Origin of the sequence: Collimonas sp. OK412 (genome assembly GCF_900112135.1) — a bacterium.
Taxonomy (GTDB): Bacteria; Pseudomonadota; Gammaproteobacteria; order Burkholderiales; family Burkholderiaceae_D; genus Collimonas; species Collimonas rhizosphaerae.
Genome location: NZ_FOLC01000001.1, coordinates 26319 through 45275, shown reverse-complemented (window position 1 = coordinate 45275; position 18957 = coordinate 26319). Strand labels below are relative to the sequence as shown.

Annotated in this window: 19 protein-coding genes; all 19 read right to left on the bottom strand. The window is 53.6% G+C overall.

The features are described 5' to 3' along the window. Positions 1-28: 28 nt before the first annotated feature. The 19 genes from BM062_RS00210 to BM062_RS00120 all read right to left on the bottom strand — a co-directional run bounded on the left by BM062_RS00210 (position 29) and on the right by BM062_RS00120 (position 18956). Positions 29-1804 (bottom strand): ShlB/FhaC/HecB family hemolysin secretion/activation protein, encoded by a 1776-nt coding sequence (locus BM062_RS00210; RefSeq protein WP_092391908.1) that lies wholly within the window; start codon positions 1802-1804, stop codon positions 29-31. A gap of 314 nt (positions 1805-2118) precedes the next feature. Beyond that, on the bottom strand, positions 2119-2643 hold the full coding sequence (locus tag BM062_RS00205) for a hypothetical protein (protein ID WP_092391906.1): 525 nt from the start codon (positions 2641-2643) through the stop codon (positions 2119-2121). Then, positions 2640-3077: a D-Ala-D-Ala carboxypeptidase family metallohydrolase gene (locus BM062_RS00200; RefSeq protein ID WP_092391904.1), complete on the bottom strand. Its 438-nt coding sequence runs from the start codon at positions 3075-3077 to the stop codon at positions 2640-2642. Before BM062_RS00200 ends, BM062_RS00205 begins: the two co-directional genes overlap by 4 nt. Beyond that, on the bottom strand, positions 3074-3340 hold the full coding sequence (locus BM062_RS24880; protein ID WP_139219952.1) for a hypothetical protein: 267 nt from the start codon (positions 3338-3340) through the stop codon (positions 3074-3076). Before BM062_RS24880 ends, BM062_RS00200 begins: the two co-directional genes overlap by 4 nt. Then, complete coding sequence (locus BM062_RS00195) at positions 3324-3695, bottom strand: holin (RefSeq protein ID WP_371326531.1); 372 nt, start codon at positions 3693-3695, stop codon at positions 3324-3326. Before BM062_RS00195 ends, BM062_RS24880 begins: the two co-directional genes overlap by 17 nt. Before the next feature lie 247 nt (positions 3696-3942). Beyond that, positions 3943-4734: a hypothetical protein gene (locus BM062_RS00185; protein WP_092391898.1), complete on the bottom strand. Its 792-nt coding sequence runs from the start codon at positions 4732-4734 to the stop codon at positions 3943-3945. 19 nt (positions 4735-4753) lie between these two features. Beyond that, positions 4754-5572: a hypothetical protein gene (locus BM062_RS00180; protein WP_139219951.1), complete on the bottom strand. Its 819-nt coding sequence runs from the start codon at positions 5570-5572 to the stop codon at positions 4754-4756. An 82-nt stretch (positions 5573-5654) separates the two neighbouring features. Beyond that, complete coding sequence (locus tag BM062_RS00175; protein WP_254784839.1) at positions 5655-6356, bottom strand: hypothetical protein; 702 nt, start codon at positions 6354-6356, stop codon at positions 5655-5657. 28 nt (positions 6357-6384) lie between these two features. Then, positions 6385-8004, bottom strand: a complete 1620-nt coding sequence (locus BM062_RS00170) for a hypothetical protein (RefSeq protein WP_139219950.1) — start codon at positions 8002-8004, stop codon at positions 6385-6387. 9 nt (positions 8005-8013) lie between these two features. After that, positions 8014-8442, bottom strand: coding sequence for a hypothetical protein (locus tag BM062_RS00165; RefSeq protein WP_139219949.1), 429 nt, complete (start codon positions 8440-8442; stop codon positions 8014-8016). Positions 8443-8469: 27 nt separating this feature from the next. Beyond that, positions 8470-10143: a hypothetical protein gene (locus tag BM062_RS00160; RefSeq protein ID WP_092391890.1), complete on the bottom strand. Its 1674-nt coding sequence runs from the start codon at positions 10141-10143 to the stop codon at positions 8470-8472. A 775-nt stretch (positions 10144-10918) separates the two neighbouring features. Next, entirely contained in the window at positions 10919-11410 is a 492-nt protein-coding gene (locus tag BM062_RS00155; protein ID WP_092391888.1) for a defense against restriction DarA-related protein, read from the bottom strand. Positions 11411-11431: 21 nt separating this feature from the next. Then, entirely contained in the window at positions 11432-12025 is a 594-nt protein-coding gene (locus BM062_RS00150; protein ID WP_092391886.1) for a hypothetical protein, read from the bottom strand. A gap of 3 nt (positions 12026-12028) precedes the next feature. Beyond that, positions 12029-12922 carry a hypothetical protein gene (locus BM062_RS00145; RefSeq protein ID WP_092391884.1) on the bottom strand — a complete coding sequence of 298 codons (894 nt, stop codon included), beginning with the start codon at positions 12920-12922 and terminating at the stop codon, positions 12029-12031. A 3-nt stretch (positions 12923-12925) separates the two neighbouring features. Beyond that, positions 12926-13411, bottom strand: coding sequence for a hypothetical protein (locus BM062_RS00140; protein WP_092391882.1), 486 nt, complete (start codon positions 13409-13411; stop codon positions 12926-12928). Between the two features lie 5 nt (positions 13412-13416). Then, complete coding sequence (locus BM062_RS00135) at positions 13417-13905, bottom strand: hypothetical protein (RefSeq protein ID WP_092391881.1); 489 nt, start codon at positions 13903-13905, stop codon at positions 13417-13419. Between the two features lie 126 nt (positions 13906-14031). Then, positions 14032-14934 carry an HNH endonuclease gene (locus BM062_RS24875; RefSeq protein WP_139219948.1) on the bottom strand — a complete coding sequence of 301 codons (903 nt, stop codon included), beginning with the start codon at positions 14932-14934 and terminating at the stop codon, positions 14032-14034. A 1-nt stretch (position 14935) separates the two neighbouring features. Further along, the gene (locus BM062_RS00125) at positions 14936-16438 is read right to left on the bottom strand and encodes an AAA family ATPase (RefSeq protein ID WP_092391877.1); all 1503 of its coding nucleotides are present in this window, start codon (positions 16436-16438) and stop codon (positions 14936-14938) included. A gap of 172 nt (positions 16439-16610) precedes the next feature. Beyond that, positions 16611-18956 (bottom strand): lysozyme family protein, encoded by a 2346-nt coding sequence (locus BM062_RS00120; protein WP_092391876.1) that lies wholly within the window; start codon positions 18954-18956, stop codon positions 16611-16613. Between the last annotated feature and the right edge of the window lies 1 nt (position 18957).

Here is an 18957-nt window from a genome sequence, read left to right as displayed (position 1 = left end):
CCGATTCAGGGTAAGGACAACGCAGGTATTAGTATTGGTAACTCAGGTTGAAACCGACTGCCGGCATGGCAGTGCTAAAACCTTCGGGCTTATACAGCGCCCAGCTGGAAAACACGTCGTAAGCCAGACCAAACAGACCGCCGCGAACACCAATGGCGGCGCCGGCCAGCTTGTCGCCCAGCAGATATTGCACACTCGGACCGTAGACCTTGCCGACATCGAGGCCGATATAGGCCGATTGGCCGCTATTGGCAATCGGCAGATTCAATTCATTGCGCAGAAAGAAACCGCGTTCCCCGGCCAGTGTTAGCTCACCGTCGAAACCGCGCACCGTGTACCGATTTCCGATACTGAACTGATCTATCAGATTTAATTGCGAACGTGAGAGTTGACCGCGAAACGTGCCGATGTAGGTCAAAGGTTGACTGGCGATCTTGAACGGCACGCTGAGGGTGGCATCGATGGTCTGCAAGGTGTAGTGCAGATTGTTCGTGCTGGGGTCTTCCTGGCCTAATACGTCCTTGGCATAGGTTTGACCGTTGAACCAGCCGACACCCCATTTATTGGCAACCGTCAGGTCGAGCTGCGCACTGCCGAAGTAATGGGTATGTACCCAGGCCACCTCGGCAAACGTGGTGTCGAGGTTTTGTTTCTGAATTTCGGTATCGGCCACATAGCCGTGGCTCCAGCGCTTGCCGAGCTTGAACTGCCAGCTATTCTTTTGCACCTGGTCACGCTGAAATAGCTGTGCAATCTTGAGTTCCAGATTGCGCGACTTGCCGCTGGAAACAAAGGTTTCATTGGCTCCCGCCACCTGCTGGTGGTAATCGTAGGTGCTGCCGGAAACCGCAAAATTCCAGTAGCCTGCAGGGACTGCGTAGTACACATTATTCCCGGTCGTACCGCGCTGGCCGGCCTTGCGGTCGGCGTCGGTCGTAATCCCAATGTTGAACAGGTCGTTCAGTCCCAGCGGATTGTCCACCGACAGATTCAAACCTGCTTGCAGCTTGCCGGTGCCCTTGGCGCCGCTATCGTCCAGCGTGCCGGTCAGCTTCCACGGCTTGCTGCGTTTCACGGAGATCACGACATCGCTTTCGCCCGGCGTCTCGCCTGGGACAATCTGCATGTCCACGTCCTGGCTGGGAATCCGTTTCATTTGTTCCAGCCCCTGCTCCAGGTCGCGCAGATTGAGCAGCTTGCCGGGGCCGGTCGGAAAAGCGGTTTTCCAAGTACCGTACAAGGTCGGATCGCTAAAGCGGATCGCACGAATCACGCCTGGCACCAGGACGAGTTTGAGCGCGCCGCCGGCAATATCTTGTCCGGGAATGCCGATACGGGTTGTGCTATAGCCTTTGCTCAAGATCAAGGCCGTCAGACGTTTGACGATCAGGTCTAAGCCGCTTTTGCCGACGCAGGCGCCGTCGTAGCGACGCAGGTAATTTTGCGCAAAGCGGAAGTGATCAAACGGCAGATCGCTGGCGCCGGCAGCGCGAATCGCGGGCGATAGCTGCGCAGGCACGTCCAGGATGAATTGATGAATGGCGAAACAAGGGGATTCGGTCGGTAGCGCAAGGCTGTCGATTTCCTCTGCCGGCGCAGCGCTTTGCAAATTAACATTCGGCGCCTGCAATTGTCGTTGCCTCTCCTGCGCTTCGGCCTGGCTACGGCGGCGCTGCTCTTCGCTGTCCGGTGTCTGCACCGATTGAGCGTGCGCAATAGGCATGGCGCCGGCCAATAGCAAAGCCAGGCTAACGCCCTTGGCGAAATCGCACAGGTTCCCCTTACGTCTAAAACGCTTCCCCATTTCGACTGCTTTCTTTGCTGTTTTTGTTTGGAAAGGAGAAGTGTAGTGAGGACTTGAATGTTATTTGTTAACTAACGATAAAATTTTGCAAAGGTTGACATTGATGCCCCAAATTCGTGCTATTTAGTTGCATCAAAACAACGTATTTCTACAGGGAAATAATACCTACGCGCTATCGATGATTCGATATCATAGGAATACCGCATAAACGCGTTATTTTGCGTCATGCTGATGCAACCGATTTCCCCGCGAACCTCGCGCGTAACCTGGGAGCTCGGCGTTTTTCCAAATTGCGTTAAAAACTATAACAGTCACTAAAATTGTTTGGTCGCATTTGTGGCCGCTTGCAGATGTGCATAATATTCGCGTAGCCCTAACGCCAATTCTCGCCAGGCGCGACAAGTGGTAGCGTTGCTGGCGTCAACGGCAGCGACCTGAGCAAGCGAAATTCTGGCGGGTTCTCGGTCAGAATCGGCGGCAGGTCCGGGATCGTCACCGGACCAGGCGGCGTCGTACAAGCGCACAAAGCCTGCATTGACAGCAAAGCGAGCGTTATCCGCTTGTGTGATGTAGATCGGCACTTGCTTTTCAATTGTTTCTCCTTTTCCGATAATGGTTTTGATGCGGTCGACATACTTGATCTGTGTTTGCGTCACGACCATCTGTTGCGCCTTGGCGATCTTGAGGGTCCGTGCGGACTGCTCAGCGAGATAAGCAATGTGCTTCTCCCCTTCCACCTGCCTGCCCTTGTTATAGACGATGGTGCCGAACACTGCGGCGGCTGAAATTAACGTCAACCACCGAACCCACACCGGCAAGATAATTGTCAAGAGATTCATGCAATCCCCACTTGGTATGACGCCTTGCCGTTATCAAATACGGCTGTCAGCACCTGTTGACGCGGCGTCCCATCCGATAGGCCAATATGTACCCAAGTGCCTTCATATATGAGCTGATCAAAGGCGATGCCACTGGCTTTGATGGCATTGGCGAGTTGTTTCGGCGTGACACCCGGACAATTGATGTCTGCCGCCAAGCCCGACACATGAGCGCTTTTACTGGCGCCACCGACAGCCCGATTGACGGCTGGCGATCGATAGCCGCTCGATACCGAAACTGGCTTGCCTACCAGGGCCCGCACCTGCTCCAAGGTCTCGGCAACACGCTTGAGATTCTTCTGTATGACAGGCGGCGGCGAGTTATCCAGGCTGTTGCGGATCGCCGTTTGCGAAAACGCCAGCTCTTCCAACGTAAAATGAGGACTCAGATTCATGGTTTTTCCATACAGTTGCATTGATGCCACCGGCGCCAGAACCATACGGCCAGAATAGCTACGGAAACATTCGACAATACTTCTGATTGTTCACTCCAAAAACCAAAGGCGTCCGGCCGCATGATGTTCACAAAGGACGTAATCGCTACCAGGGATAGTGCGGCAGTACCGAACACCTGCGTTTCCAGATGCTTGTTCAGGACCGCCCATAAACAAAACACCAATAACACCAGATTAGCTAGCGTATTAATTAGTTGGATCATTTTTTGCTCCCAGATACCGGCGCTTGAGCGTGCCGATGATGTCCGCTTCGTTGATTTCCTTAAACACCTCGCGCGCGGTCGCCAGCGCAAATAGGCCAACCAGAAACTCAATACCTGAGTGAGCGCGCGTGCCGCTGACGGCGAACCAATCGATCATCACCGGCGCAATATAGATAGCGCAAGCCAGGCCGGCCGCGAAACTGGACAGCTTCTGCCACCAGCTCAAACCCTCGCCCAAGAATTTCAGGGCAACCGCAGATCCTACTGCGCCAGGTAACAGCGGCAACAGGTATTTCGTGATTGCCAGCCAGACTGCGGCTAGCGTGCTCGTTGGTTCTGCCATGACTCTTTCCATAAATGATCTGTGCCAGCGGAAGCGATGGCACACACCATCTTTCCCCTAACGACTGATTGCCTTACCTAGTCCCCCTATCGCCTTGATGACCCCATCCAGACGCCCCACTAAGGCAAGCTGCACCTTTTGTTCTAACTCCCGATTCTTCACCCAGGTGTCAAATGCTTTCGATTCCAAAAAATCCCGTGCATCCGATATGCCCATGCGCATCGCGTCTGGAAAGGAGGTGCTTGAATATAAACTCAAGCTAACTGCCATATTGCGCAGGTTTTCCAGTAATTCTCTTCGCGAAGTCGCTGACGCAGGCTGAAACTGGAAATCGCGCAGGAGGCAATGACTCTGCCTCCGATCCCTCATGTGGTAATGCTGCGAATCCCTCGTCTATTTCAACCGTCTCGAAGAAATGCATCAGCAGCTTGTTACCTCGTTGACGCATCGCGTATAACCCCAAGAATTCCGATTCCGGGTATTCGCTGATAATCTGCATACGGCTTTTCAACCACTCCAGGTAGTTCAAGGAATCAAGCGCAGGATCCGGCGCCAGCTCGCCCACCCGTAACAGTTGTGCGGCCATCGCGCCCACCATCCAATGCAACTGACCGGCCACTTTCGGGATATGGCCATGCAATTGCTCAATGGCTTCCGCCATCGCCCCTGTCACCGGCGAGATCTGCCATTCGTCGCCGCCGTGGCTGCCAAGAGAGATGGGGAAATCAGGTATGTCACGGCTGACATTCAGGTAATCCATGTAATACCCGTCGCCCAGCATGAAATTGGCGCCACCGCCCTCTTCTCCTGTGGTGTGGGCCAGGTAATGGCCAACGACCAGCATGCGCTCTTGCACCGTCCAGTTTTTTGGATCGGTGACATGGCGCTCGGTCGGTGCATCTGCTGACTCGAGGACCATCTGCAAGAAAGTCGTGGTCGATTCTTCGAAACGCTCGGGCGGCACGGCGACCAGCGCGCCGGCGTTCACAATGGAGAGCTCGCGCAACTTGACCGCGAGGCGACGTGTTCGGAGGGGTGAGAAAGCAATCATATAATTCGAGAATCCTTAATTAATTGGACGAATAGGAACCTGGCCCCATGATCTTCTTCAGATCGTCGCGGTCCAGCGCGGTCAAGGTCGCAAGCGTCAAGGGAATGGTGATTTCTGTGTAATAGCCATCCTGATCGATAGGCGCGTCAATCGGCTCGCCGATCGTCTCGATCACCATCGGCGCCAAGGTGCGCTGCTTATACTGAAAACCGATCAGCTGCGGCGCGACGGACGGGAACATGCTGTTGATCGCGCCGTCGATCCCATCGCCGCCGCCGGCGGCACGCCCGACCAGGCTGTCGCCGCTGAGTTTCTGCGGCAACGCCCAAGCCCATAGCTGTTGCAGCGGCGCTGCCACTTCCCTTTTGGGATCACTGAACGCGCGGAACACCAATGACACATTGATTTTTATGGGGGGCATGCCGGTAAAGATCTGGGTCGAGTTCAACTTGGTGATGCCGGTGCGGCCTTCAAATTTCTTAATATTGCGTTCTATGGCGCCAACGTCGGTATTGCCTGACGCCGACTTCGATTTTCGACCGAAGAACGAGTAAAAATCATTCATTCCAGGCAGTAGCGCCCCCGACTGCAGCATGGCAATTAAGGCCGGCGCTTTGCTATCTGGGCTGCTCTGCTCGAATGGCGACTGCCAATTCAGGGTTGCTTCCATATTGCCGCCGGCGGTCACCGGCGCATGCACCTCAATTTGCTCTTGCCCTTCCCGCAGCCCCTTGTTATCTACTGGATAGATTTTGGCGATCAAATGCTCGGAGAGCCCTAACCACTGGGAACCGAGGATTTGCTGGTCTGCCGTCGTGCCTTGCTCTGGCGCTGTCATATTTCTACCCGACATAAAATTGCGGGCAGCCGATCCACCTGGCTGCCCGCTGTGTTGAAGTGTTAATGCAAACTGGGAACGATTACTTGCTCAAGCCCATCTTCCGATTCAGCCGCATCGATTTCATGCGACGCATAGTGGCGCTGGCCGTGTGCGCCTTCATCTGCGCCTTGCGTATGCTGACTTTCTGCTTGGCCGTCAGGCGGACGCGGCCCGAGATCCGCTTGTTGATCCGCACTTTCTTGCCCTTGCGGATCACCATGCGCTTCTTGTAGGTGGCGTCCAGCACCGCGTCGCTGCCCTCGTCGCCAAACACAAAATTGTCGATATCGACGCTCGACGCCTCATCGCCATCCGGCAAACTGGCGGCCAGAATATCCCGAATCCGGTCTGCTGCTGCTTCGTCCCAATCGTTCAGGAGCTTGCTGCAATCCTCATCCGAGACGCCCTTCTCGCCCAGGTAGTCCCAGGCGAATTCCAATGCTGTCTCCAGCACGTCGGCTTCGTCGTCGCTCAGCTCACCGTCTTTATTCGCGTCCACCAGGCCGACCATATTCGCCAGGAGGCGATCAGCCAAGGTTTCGTCTTCATCCAGATCATCCGTTTCGATCCATTCCTGGATGGTTGATGCCGTACCCAGCGCGATATGTGTCGCGGCGTAGTCCGCCGCGGCATTGCTGTCTTCGTCATCGGATGCTGAATCCAGTACCGCCTGCCGGCCTTTATGCGCAACATCCTTGCCAAAGAAGGTATTGCGGATCGCTGTTGCAGCTAAATGACTCATCTTCTTCCTTTCATTTTGTAAAGCCCGATTAGCGGGAAAGTGTTTGGGTAACGAACGTTTGGCGATTGGTGCCGTCGTACTTCAAGGAATAGGACACGTCCATGCGATCCGCCGGCCGCAGCGCATTGGGTTGCACCACGTACTGAAACGCTTCTCCGTCCATCTCGGTGCTGGGCACAATCCATTTCGCGGTTTTAGCATCCTTGAACAGCTTTTTGAGAAAGGCATCCGTCTTTTTGACGGACACTTCCATGGGAAGCTGCAAGGCCTCTTTGGCAAAGCGCGTGACCCAGTCATCGATCGAGCTGGACATATCGGCCACCGAGATCAGCTTTTTCATAGAGACCGCTGTTTTGGCGCAAGTCAGCGAATCACTGAACACGTATTTGCCGCCACCGTTGTATTTGACGTAGATCACCGGATTAATCTTGGCATCCGCCAGATCGCTCAAGTCGTCGTCAGGCGTATGGATCTGAACAATGCCCGTTCTATCCAGCGGCCAGTTTTTGCCGGCAATCGGATAGTTTTTAGGCGCAAAGCCATTGGCGTCAGTCTGGGCATTGCGCAAGCAGCGCCGTGCCACGTTGTACGCCGACGTGCCGAGCACCACTTTCCCGTTCAAGCCCAGCGGGTCGTCAGACTTCAACGGCGCCCAGTACGCCTGGCAGTAGTGAGAATCGAAGTTCAGTTGCGCAATGAAAGCTATGGCCGCTTCCGGCGACAGCGTGCCAGGGACATCCCAGGCAAATTGCCGATTCGCGTCATAGGCCAGTTGCGCCAAGGCAGACAGCAGCGCCGGCGCATGTGAACCACCACTGACGATATAAGCGTAATCGTGCTCGGTCTTTTGCAACAAATCCCGCGCACGCGCAAAATCCGATACACCGTAGGCGGTGCTACCCTCGGTAAAATAGGCCATTACCGGAGAAATGGCGAACCTGGGCCGGCCATTAGCATCCCGCCCATACGCATTAGACGTAGGCGCAATCTGGGCATCACCACCGACCAGCACCTCAACGTTGTCGGTCGTGCGCTCCACCACATCGGGCAAATAGGCGCTTTGCTGATAGTCGTCCAGCTCTTCCGGATTGAGTGATCCAACAAATTCGTAGAGCGTATTGTGGTCTTTGTCGCGTAAACGCAGCGTCACCATGCGATTAGCTACCGGAGCGCCGTTCTCCGTCACCGCATCGGCATGCAACTCGACCACCACGCCGTCGTTGTAGCACTCAAGATGCTTTACAGATAACAAAAATGGTTTATCGGTCGGCACATCAGTAGCAACCGTAAATTGCAAGTCCATTGCCGGGGCCTCCGGCTGGGTCACGATGATGATCGACAGCACGGCAGCATTGGTTGTCAGCCGCTGCACCACTGCTGACGCCGCGCCCTTCTGTAAGGCCTCATAGACGTGGATATGTGCCTCGTTCAGCGCCGACGCGCGCAACGACTCACCGCGGCCGAGCTTCTTTTGGAAGTTGCCGCGATTCACCCGGAACGGCTTATCGATGCGCCCGCGTGTGGCGCGCATTATGATGCCGAACACCTGATCGGAGTTATCCGGGGCATAGCCATCGGTCATATCCCGCAAGGGATTCAATTGGACACCAGATTGAGAGCCAAGCTGCCGGTTAAAAGCAGTAGACATAGAAATTCCTTATTTTTTGTCGATATTCGACGCGTCGTCCGCTACGGTGTTCGCCGGCGATTTTGGTTCCGTCGCAGCCTTTTTCTGGCCTTTACCGCCAGCAGGAACCTTGGCGGTCACCTCATCAAGTTGGCCGCCGTCCAGCGCGTCCAGTGCCATCGCATCGCCCCATTGGTTCAGCTCCGACAAGGAATCCACATCCGACGCAAAGCGCGTCAGCTGGGCGTGATCCTTGAACGTGACCTCGATCTGGTTGTCTGGCGCACTGAAATTCGGCTTCAGCTCGGCCCGGATATCTGGAAATACCAGATTACGCGGTGTGTTATTCGTAAGTCGCAAGGCGAGAGGAAACTCGGACTTTCCGAATGTCTCTTCGACCAATGCATTGACGCTCTTCCCCGTCAGGGAAGAAGCGCCCAAATGTAATGTGTTTGCCATTTGTGCCGCTCCTTCGGTGTGGGTGGATTAGTCGAGATTGATCACTTCGATGACAGCGCATCCCATGGCTGACGGGAGATGCGGATTGACCGCCGTGAAATTGCGCGCATAGAAGCCTTGCTTGTAGCGCTGATCTTCGTCGGCGTTCATGTTGATCAACATCGGGGCCACAGCGTCGCCCAACACAAACGGATTACGCGCCACCTGGGTCGAGCGACCGATACAGATAATGCGGGTCGTTTTTTGGTCCACGTCCACGATGCGCGGCGAGTAATACACTTCGTACATACCGAACAGGCGACCAACGCGATAGATGCCAGGACGGGCAGTCACACCTGACGGGACAAACAAAGTGCTTGGCAAGCCCTGGATCATCGCCGCCATCTTCTTCGATACGTACAAATGGGTGATGCCGTGATCCATCGTGTCTTCGGCCATCTGCTGGCTGGCCGCACCGAGGATGCAGGAGCCGTCTTGCCAGATCTGCGCACGAGTCTTTTCCAGACCTTGCGTATCCCACTTAAAATCCCAGACCATGGCATTGTTGGCACCAATGCGGGCGGCCTTCTCCAGCACCTGGTAATGGCGTTCATTGGCAAATTGATTACGAATTGCCAACATGGATTCGCCCATGGGATTCAAGCCGATTTCATTGGCCATCTGCGTTTGGCTATCGGTCGACACAAAGGCGTTGGCCTTCCATGGCGAAGCACGCAAAAGAAAGCGTGTCGCAATGGTATTGACGATCGGGATAATGCCCTTGTTGTTCTCGAAGTCGATGACCGCCTCGGCAATCACTGGCGTATTCGCCGGCAAAGCTGGCACAGTCGTGACTTTCACCGCACCAGTATCCGAATTCATCGAACCGGACACAGTGAAGAGCGTGCCGCCCAGGCGGACATAGCCGCTAATCGGTGACGCCGAAGCAGGCGCATCAGCGCTGGTCTCTTTCGCCACCGGCAAGCCGTTGATGTAGATGATGGTGCGACCCTTGAGCAACTTGGCCGACGGCGCATCCTGGTCGCAGGTATCCGCCGTCAGCTGAATCGGCGTGACCTTGCCGCCGAAATCGTCACCGGTGCGTTTCAGCAAGTGGGTGCGCTGTGCCGATGTGTAGGCGCGGCCGCTCAAGACGCCGTCCATCAGGTCGCCGGCGCCATAATGGCCGAAGGTGCTACCGGCTTCGTGCGAGACGATCACCAGCGGTGCTTCGTTGGACCCGATATCGGCAGGCAGATAGTTCGCCACAGGAATGGCTTCGGCCATGGCGGCTGTAATCGAGATTACGGCGCGGTTCTGTTGCAACGACATAGGATCATGTGCCAGATTTGACGCCGAATCGAGTTTGTACTTGGAGCGCGCGCTTTCCGAAGTTGCATAGGCCTGGTGAATAGCCCATTCCAGCACATCCGCGGTCGGTTCTACGCCGTGTTCAGCTTCGTAGAAGGCCGCACCGTCCAGAATAGCGCCCGCGATGCCGGCGCGGCCATCGCCGGACTCATCAAAGAGAATCTGTAAATTCTCAGGAACCTCGACGCCGGTAATCGATGCCGACAGACTCTGCGCGTCGGCAATGAACGCGCCGGCGCTCGCGGAATCAAACACGCCGGTGCTGCTGACCGCCGTTTCCTTCAACTTCGTGTAAAACGTACTGACTTTTTCTGTTTTTGCGTTGTTATATTCCGCATGTTGCTTCGGCATAGATCACCCTTGTCGTAATTAAAATTTGCCCCAATGTCGGCGCAGGTGAAGTACCCACGCGGTATGTGCAATTCAATTATTACGCGGTGACGCAGTGCTACTTTTGGCGGTTTTCCATGTTCGTGACCCGCCTTAATTTAGATCCCTATCGGAGTTTTTTACATCCCCTTGTTGTGACTCACGATTTATCAAGGGAGTTGAACGACAAAAATCCAGAAAACGTACCAATCTGGAGCGGTTTTCAATCGAGGTTTAGGGAGTAAGCAACGGCGAGATTCAGGCCGGCAAGCGGACGTACCGGACAAAATTTTTAAGCATATATTCAGAGGCCTAGCTAGTAAGGTTAACAGGTTTTTTTTAGAAGGGAAGTGGACTAAATTGTCTTTGCACTACCCCAATGTCCGCCGCCAAGTCGGTAGCGGATTATTTTTTAATCCAACGAATATTAATGGAGAAAAAATGGACGCAGTAATGACAGAAACAAAGGACTCGGTTACTTATTCTAACGTGACTATCAGCGGTGTTCAGGTTGTCCCTTCGGGGCTAAACGCAGGGCGGGTTGTATTTACAATTAATGCGGGCCCTGGACAATTCCTAATCAATCAACCGGCAGCTGCCGATGCTACTATAGCAACAAGTCTTGCGGCAAATAATATAAGGGATGTACTGCTTTCGACTTACTTTTATGTAAAATCGGGTAATGGTGCCAGCGTCCTGAATGTAACAACCACAGGGGTCCAAGTGTCGGGTTTCGGGCTCATAACGGGATGCGAAATTAAGAATACGTAATTTTTCCTATTGCCGTAATTTCTTCCTTAATTACGGCAATAGCTTCGTCCAACGCATTCACCTTTTCCTGCAGCGCGACTTCGAGTTTAGGCGCCGCCGTCCGTATGCTGTCGGGTAACTGGATACGCACCTTCGCCATGGCGGCCTGGAATTTCGAGCGACCGGCATCCATCATGCCGACCATCTCGCCGATGGCCGCCACCTGGTCGTCCTGATGCTTTAGAGGAACACTCTTCCCGTTCAACTTGACCTGAAATATATCTCCAGATTGTTTAATGGAAAACGTCACCACCTGGCTATCGGCGAACGTCAGCAGCATTTCCCGATAGGACACGCCGGATGAGCGCTTGATATTGGGCGACACGTCGCCCTGGACGATATGGGAGCCCGCACGCGCGAAGTAGCGCACTACCGCCCTGGTTGCTGCGTCTTTCTTACTGCCCATGTCGTCAAAACTGAAAATGAGGTTCTTTGCCATTTCTATCCTAAGTGAATTTAATTATGCTTTCGCCCGGCCAGTCGGTGGGCCGTCGTGTTCTTCGTGATGATGCGATTCCACCCCGATGCCGTTGCTGACAATCTCGCCACCGGTATTCTCAATGCCACCTTGAATTTGCGCTCCTGGGCCGCCACCACCGTTAGATCCCGCCAGCCCAGCCTGATAGGTAAGCAAGCCGACAGACGTCACCTTCTCAGAAAACGTCGCCTGCGGCGTCTTCACGTCGACCATTTCGCTGGCATTGATCTCGTAGCGTGCGCAGTTGACACGGAATATCCCGTCCGCGGTCAATTCGATGTTCGCGTGATGCCAGCGCCGCCAGTCAATCGCGTTGCCGGCCCTAGCATTGCGAAAGCCGGTAATGATCGGATAGCGCGGATCGCCGCCCTCGAATGCCAGCCAGACAAGATCACCTGGCACGATCTCGATCTCGGTAGCATGGCTGGCCGCTTTGCTCTTGTCGCCAATCGGATACTCAATTTCCGCCAGCGGCAGCACATCGGCGCCATCTGTCAGGCCGGGGATTTCGACACGACACTCGCGCGAAACCGCCAGATAGGACCGGACGATGCCAGGGATACGTGAAGGCAGCATGCGTTATTCCTCCAGCGTGCCAAGCCAGAACTTGGAATACAGGCGGCTATCGCCGCCGTCCGATCCGCTCTCGAAGGCATGTGCAGCGGTGATGATGGCGTAGTTGACGCGCTCTATCTGAATGACCTTGCCGGCATTGACGGTAGGTAAATAGTCCGATTTCAAGATTTTTTTCTGAATCAGTGCGCGCGTCATGTTCCACAGCATGCGGGTATCGGTCCTTGGTTGATAGCCGATAGCGCGTACCTTGGAGCGATTACCATAGACGAACGCACCGGAGGCATCCGTCGAAAAGAAAGACGGCACCTCGTGGCGCTCCATGAAACCGCTATCGATATTCTCACTCGTATCTTGCTCCAGGCGCAAAATCGGTTCTTGCTTGAAAATGTCCTGCAGGCGAATGAACGTGACTTCACGGCCATCGGTATAAATCGCGCCGCCCTCTTCCTGCAACACCTTGGCGACTTCGTAGCTCGGCACGCCGCCGGCATAACAGGCAAAGCGTGCAATCGGATAATCCGCGTTGATTTTGACGCGTGCACCGCACGCGCCATAGATACTGCCTAGCGTCGCCCCTTCCTTGATCACTGCAATCTTGCGACGGAACGCGATCTGATGACAAGGCTCAAACAGCGCCACGATGTGTAAAACGGCCATCTGGTCGCTGCCCTGGACGTTGGCCGACACCTTGCTGCGCTGAACCTGAACAACGCGAAATACGTAGCCCTCACTGGCTATGCTGATGGTTTCACCTTGCTTGAGCCCCGCTACCGTTGCCTCTGTCGCCCTGACGACCGCTTCCAGCGTCATCGGCACCGGCGCCAGATCGGAATGTAGGCAGGCGCTCAGCAACAGATCGCCGCGCAGCACCGTGCCTGAGGACAAAATCAGTTGCATGCGCTATACCGTCACGATCGGCATGCAGAACATCAAGCGCTGGACATCCATCTCTTTTTGAACGATATCCTGGGCGATCTCGGACGCCGAGCGGCCGTAGACATCGACGCCAAGGGAACGAGACGCTTCCAGATAGACGGCGTTTTCTCGCTCGACGTAGAGAATGAACAATGGACGCACAATCGCCCATTCGCTCTGCGTCAGCGGCGTGTCAATCTCGACAAAATCGCTCGTTGGATACAGATTGTCTGGCACAGGAAAACGTGGATACGACGAAGACGACTCCCTGGGATCATGCATCTCAGGCAACATCGCCGCGACCGGAGCCGCCGGCAGCAAAGCATCGAATGGTCCGTAGCCACCGCAATACCTGGCGGCGGCCAGCGCCTGGGCGAGTACCGTTTCCTCTTCCAGCACGATGCCCACCGGTCGCTCTTTGGCACAGAAGAGCAAAGCCAGCTCCTTCAGCGTTTTAGACAACTCCGCCATGGCGCTTAAATATTGCCTGGAATTTCTTCGTTGAAGTAATGGAAAAACAGCGTTCCCGAGATATTCAGCACCTGAGAACGGTTTTCCCAATCACGATCCGGGTTATCCAACTGGATAAAGCAATCGTAAATCGGCTTGGCGACTGAGAACTGGGACGGCGTGCCTTCGTACACCTTGGCATTGAATTTGCCGCCGGTACGAATCAGGTTCAGCATCATTTTAGAGACGTGGCCGGCCTTGGTCTCCATCAAGGTGATTTGACCTTGCTGGTTGATCTTGACCTGCTGCGCCTCCCACTTCGCCGAACCCAGCGGCATCGGCACTTCAATTTCACCGGCGCTCGATAGTTCAGGCCATGGGAATTGCTTAGTCAGCAGCCACATCTGCTCGAAGCCTTCGATTTCAAAGGCTGCATCGCTGGAAATGGCTTTATCGCCCATCGCCCGGGTGATGTTGTACAGGCTCTGCAGGTAAGCGGGATTGGATACGGTCATGGTGCCCTCATGCGGGTAAGTTAGATGATGGGCCTAACTTTATTCGCTAATGAGGGGATGACTTGCGGGTGTTTTCCAGTTTGAAAAAACGGCCTTATTCTAACTCTGCCGAGAAGACGACATTGCCTAATTGGGCGGTGCAGGTGCTATCTGATCTATTCCATCGCGGTGTCGAACAGGAAGTAGCGGCAGTTGAACGCTTACATAGTCATGGAATTCGGCGAAAGAAACGATGGCATGCCACAAGCGAGCCTCCCAGGCATTAGGCCCGTAAGCAGATTCAACCATGCGATAATTTTTGCGCACCAATCTGTCTAATTGCTCCGCGCTAATCCCCTGCGGAAAATCTTCCTTAATTGACGACAAAAAATCGCTCACGACAGTAGAGCTTTCACTTTGAAAGGCAATTTCCAGCTTGAGATTCACGATATGTCGTTGCCCGATAACTGCAAGGGCAGCGAATGCTGGATCTGCGGTCGCAGAATAAAAGCGAAAACCAAGCTTCCCATTTCTAATATGTGCTTTGCAAAACAAAATGACTGTGGCGACATTTCCGTAAAAATAGGGATGCAAATACTCAAGTTGCACCTCGCTATAGTGATCGCTTTTTTCGTGATTACAATCAGAACAGACATATACGAGATTTCCGTGGTAAATCGAAAACTCTGGATAATGCGCTTGCGGAAAATAATGGTCCCACGTCGATGGGGATTGCAACATACAGTACGGACATTTCTCGATATTGACCGAGCCTTGCCGCTCCAGATCATCAAGTATTTGATCTTTCAATACCCCAAGTGCTTTTGTCGAAGACTCATAGCACCCTTTAAGTGCCTTACTTGTCATGGTCCGCCAACCCACCTTAGCGATAGACTGCAGATTAGTCAATGCAGGCACCATGGTCTGCACTCTCGCATCGACCACCGCCTTCTCTGCTTTTAGTCGCCGTCTCTGACTCGTGTGCTTTGAATTAATTATTTCTTCCGAATATTGACTGTAGTTCAACGCCGGCAGTATTTGAGGACGCACGTTATTTCTCCGCCGTCGATTCGCGTCGCGACTCTAAATAAATCCTCGCATTCATACTCAGTTTACCGTCGAAAATGGCTTCGACTCGCTCGACATCATTGCCGTTATCTTTGAGTAGTACGTCTAAGGTGGTTTTATAGTCGCGGTCAGATTCGGTGGAGGTAAATACCTGACGAGTAATTTCCGTCAGTGTTTCACCAAAGGCCTCAAATCTGGGTTTCAATACCATAGGCTTCATCCTATCTCGACGCACAATATGCACACAACGACTTGGGATTTGCTGAATGACAATCGGAGAATGCGTGGCTACGACCGCAAATGAATCGTACAGCTTCAACAGATCCATAAAAGCCGACATCATTGTGGTAAGCAACTGCGGATGAAGATGCAATTCCGGCTCATCGAAAAGAACAAGCGTTCTAGGTTCTAATTTTGCCAAAGTATGACAGAGGGCATTCAACGCAATGCGCTGCCCTGCGCTTAACCGTTCATAGAGCGTACGATGCCCTTCTGGATCATTAACGAAGGACTGTATGTTTTCTACTCTAATGATTTGGGTCAGAGCTTCAGCGAGTACTAGGCGCTTGCCATCATCTAGTTCGTCGGTGACTATTCGACGAATATTTTCCAAGAGATCATCCTCGCTTAACAGGCGTCCCCTCTGGCTTCTTAATCCGCAATAGCTATAGCGAAATTTTTCGCCTTGCAAGATCGTAGGCCGTTCAAATTCATCGAAAGCGCTAAACGAAATGGCGACTACATTGTATATAGATGGCACAGGCGAAAGTGCTCCCTCCGTCTCAAGCGTCGAAGTTTTCTCCTTTTCATTTTTTTTCGAAAAACGACTCATCAGCATAGCTAGTCGTGCCATGACCTGAGTTTTCCCGACACCGTTCAATCCGACCATCGCGTGCAAACGATGAGGTAAACCGTGAAACTCGGAAAAATCGAATTCAAATTTATGAGAATCGCTTGATCCTGGAAGGCGAATTTCGGCTGCGAACGAATTGACAAGAGTTGCAATTCGTCCGAAAAGATCACCGCCTTTATCTAAAGCAATCCTCGCCTCTGATTCACGAAGCAAAGATATCTTAAAGCAATCATCATCTTGAAACATATTACGTATCTCAGGATTAAAAGCCGCATCCCGCATAGTTTCGAGATAGTCGATTGCCAGCCCAATATCATCTAATTTTTTTAGATTTTTATAATATTCCATCTGCCCCCCTAAGGAGCAGAAGTGCTTTGGAAAATCCGCTAACGAGAATGGCCCAACCAGCTCTTGAGAAAACGTGTAGTCAGCCTTCGTCTGACCAAGATACTGGATTTTTATAACGCCAAGAGCCGTGAAATCGTCGTATTTAGCCGAATGGAAAATGAATGCCATAAATACCGTGCTATAGCTGAAATCATTCCAGTTATCCCACTGAAGAACGACTAAAGGAAAAATGGCACCTTCAGGAGCTTCGAAAATGGTATTCCGCTGCTTTAAGCATATTTGCATATGACCCACCAAGAATATTTCTTAATTGCAATGAAATATATATTAACCTATTATCAACCAATTCAATACCACACCGCAAAAAAGCTCTTCCTGCCAAAGCCAACGCGTTCATGTCTTGGAATTAATCGCCTCTCCCTAAAGAGGTGCCAATCGAAAAATATAGACCCTACACTCACTGTGACATACCACCCGTCACCACATGGGCAATTTTGCGGTCACGTAAATCTTGCCCCACGTCAGACTTTGGCGCCACGACCGTCACCGACGTGCTCGACGGCTTGGCATTGAGTTGCGTCGCCGGCGATATTGACGCGATCTCGGGGATATTCGGCATCTTCGCTATTGCAGGCGCGGTCGATATATTCGGGACGGCAGAGATATTCGGTACAGCTGGTGATTGCAGCGTCTCCCCTAGCGACGGCATAACACTCTTCGCCTGCATCGCTCTCGCATCCTGCGCGAAGAATTCGCCCATGCGCATTTTGTTGCCCATATTTTGATAAGCGGTACCAGCAGAGATCGTCCCGTCACCATACAAGCTTTTGTTGTTTTTGATGACGGCCTCAATCCGCAAGCGCTCGCTGTCACTAACCTCACGACCACCCACCAGCGCATCTCGCACCGAGGTTTCCGAATTATTTTTCACCGCTTTCAGGATGCGGCTGGCATCACCATCGCCGAGATTGTGATAGGCATAGACGTTCGCCGCGTCGTCCGTACCACCTAGTTTCCTCCCCTTTTCAATATTCTCCCGGGTAAATTCAGCCAACATGCCAGCCTGAATTTTAGGGTCGCTCCGATATTTCTCCGCATCTTGCTTCGACAATTTCCCGGCGCCATCAATACCATACTTGCCGCCATATTTATTGATCATGTCGGTCCAAGTCCCGTCGATAAACTGGCCGTAGCCGTGGGCGCTCGATAGCTTCTTGCCGTTTTTCTGGATCGGGGTGGCGTCCTTATTGAAACCACTCTCGAAATGCGCGATCTGCGCCACCACACCAGGATCAACTCCGGCAGAACTCGCTCCGCCGACCAGATAGTCCTTTGCAGCCTGCCAGCGTTCATTGACCACACGACCAATCGGTGCAGCCATCTTGGCAACACGCCCTTGCCCATAATTGGCAGCGGCGCCAGCGACGGCAGTCACTGGCTTGACCACATGCTGGTCGACAACTTCCATAGCACCAACAGCCGTATTCTTGATTGCCGTAGCAGCATTGGTCACGTTTGCCTTGACATCAACACCGGTTTTTTCTTTGACAACATCGTTAGCAGCGTTTCCCGCCTGATCGGCGAGATTCTTCACCACATTGGCGGCATTCCTGGCAATCTCAAATTTATCCTTAAAAAAGCCCGAAATCGCATCCCACCCGTCACTGAATTTCTGAACGCCAGCATCCCAAGTTGCCGTGATCTTTTCGCCAATCGCTTTCCAGTCAAAGGTTGATAGCCATTCCCCCGTGACCTCACCCAGCTTGTCCCCGATAATACCGCCGACCATCGCGCCAATCGGGCCGCCAAAAGCCAACCCTATGCCGCCACCGATCAACGTACCGATGCCACTGCCGGCACCGGCAAAGCGTCCTTTCCGATTTTCTGCCGATGTTTGATCTGGATCGTCGTTACCAAACATGCTGGCCAGCGCGGAACCGCCTGCCAGCATTGCGCCCAGCAACGGTAGGCGCCGGAACAAGCCCTTGCCGAACCCGAACAACCCCTTGCCACCCTTGCCTAGCAAATTGCCCAGCATTCCAAATCCCGGAATTTTTGGCGCCAATCGGCTCAGCAATCCCCCTGAGCTGCTGCCGGCGGCGGGCTTCTTCTCAATCGCCGCCAGCTTGCGCAGTTGCGCCTTGCTGAATTCCGTCTCATCTCGGCGCAACCCACGTAACTCTGTCCAGAGTCGCTTGAACCATACTGTCTTCTTTTCTTCCCCGTCACGGCCAAGCATCTTGCCGAAACCACGTCCGACCGGCGTCACAATCGCACTGAGTTCCTTGGCGGCGGCGATGGCAGGATCAACATCCGGCGTGCGGTCAATCGCATTCGATGCCATGGCGCCCACCGCGCCGATTCTCCCGGAAACAGCCGAGCGGCCATCAGTGCTTTCGCCCTTTTCATTGCGTTCCTTCGACTGATCTTGTCCGGCGCGCGGCGCATTTGGCGTAACAGTCCGCACGAACCTGCCATTGACATCGCGACGCACTGTTGCAGGAATGGCCGCCCGTAGCACATCCTTGCTGACAACTGCCGTCTTCAGCAACGACGTAGGCTGCACAACCGTCCTGGAGGTGATCTGTGCTACCTTGGCAGCCGCGGCGCTTTGACGGCGCGGCAAGGCAAGAGCTGGGGCCGTGCTGCTCTGAGTAGCCCGTTTAGCGGCGACAGCGCTTGAGGTGAGCGCCTGGCGGATACCACGCACGTCATCCTGAATAGCCGTCCATAATTTAAGCGCTTCGCCCCAGTCGGCGGGATCACCGACAAGGAAACCAAAGCTATCGGATTGAATGGTCATG

Bases quoted from the DNA above. Each gene is read 5' to 3' on its own strand.
- BM062_RS00210 (WP_092391908.1), bottom strand. From the start codon at position 1,804: ATGGGGAAGCGTTTTAGACGTAAGGGGAACCTGTGCGATTTCGCCAAG.
- BM062_RS00145 (WP_092391884.1), bottom strand. From the start codon at position 12,922: ATGCAACTGATTTTGTCCTCAGGCACGGTGCTGCGCGGCGATCTGTTG.
- BM062_RS00175 (WP_254784839.1), bottom strand. From the start codon at position 6,356: ATGAGTCATTTAGCTGCAACAGCGATCCGCAATACCTTCTTTGGCAAG.
- BM062_RS24880 (WP_139219952.1), bottom strand. From the start codon at position 3,340: ATGATCCAACTAATTAATACGCTAGCTAATCTGGTGTTATTGGTGTTT.
- BM062_RS00155 (WP_092391888.1), bottom strand. From the start codon at position 11,410: ATGGCAAAGAACCTCATTTTCAGTTTTGACGACATGGGCAGTAAGAAA.
- BM062_RS00140 (WP_092391882.1), bottom strand. From the start codon at position 13,411: ATGGCGGAGTTGTCTAAAACGCTGAAGGAGCTGGCTTTGCTCTTCTGT.
- BM062_RS00185 (WP_092391898.1), bottom strand. From the start codon at position 4,734: ATGATTGCTTTCTCACCCCTCCGAACACGTCGCCTCGCGGTCAAGTTG.
- BM062_RS00135 (WP_092391881.1), bottom strand. From the start codon at position 13,905: ATGACCGTATCCAATCCCGCTTACCTGCAGAGCCTGTACAACATCACC.
- BM062_RS00170 (WP_139219950.1), bottom strand. From the start codon at position 8,004: ATGTCTACTGCTTTTAACCGGCAGCTTGGCTCTCAATCTGGTGTCCAA.
- BM062_RS00120 (WP_092391876.1), bottom strand. From the start codon at position 18,956: ATGACCATTCAATCCGATAGCTTTGGTTTCCTTGTCGGTGATCCCGCC.
- BM062_RS00200 (WP_092391904.1), bottom strand. From the start codon at position 3,077: ATGAATCTGAGTCCTCATTTTACGTTGGAAGAGCTGGCGTTTTCGCAA.
- BM062_RS00150 (WP_092391886.1), bottom strand. From the start codon at position 12,025: ATGCTGCCTTCACGTATCCCTGGCATCGTCCGGTCCTATCTGGCGGTT.
- BM062_RS00125 (WP_092391877.1), bottom strand. From the start codon at position 16,438: ATGCAAATATGCTTAAAGCAGCGGAATACCATTTTCGAAGCTCCTGAA.
- BM062_RS00165 (WP_139219949.1), bottom strand. From the start codon at position 8,442: ATGGCAAACACATTACATTTGGGCGCTTCTTCCCTGACGGGGAAGAGC.
- BM062_RS00195 (WP_371326531.1), bottom strand. From the start codon at position 3,695: ATGGAAAGAGTCATGGCAGAACCAACGAGCACGCTAGCCGCAGTCTGG.
- BM062_RS00160 (WP_092391890.1), bottom strand. From the start codon at position 10,143: ATGCCGAAGCAACATGCGGAATATAACAACGCAAAAACAGAAAAAGTC.
- BM062_RS00205 (WP_092391906.1), bottom strand. From the start codon at position 2,643: ATGAATCTCTTGACAATTATCTTGCCGGTGTGGGTTCGGTGGTTGACG.
- BM062_RS00180 (WP_139219951.1), bottom strand. From the start codon at position 5,572: ATGACAGCGCCAGAGCAAGGCACGACGGCAGACCAGCAAATCCTCGGT.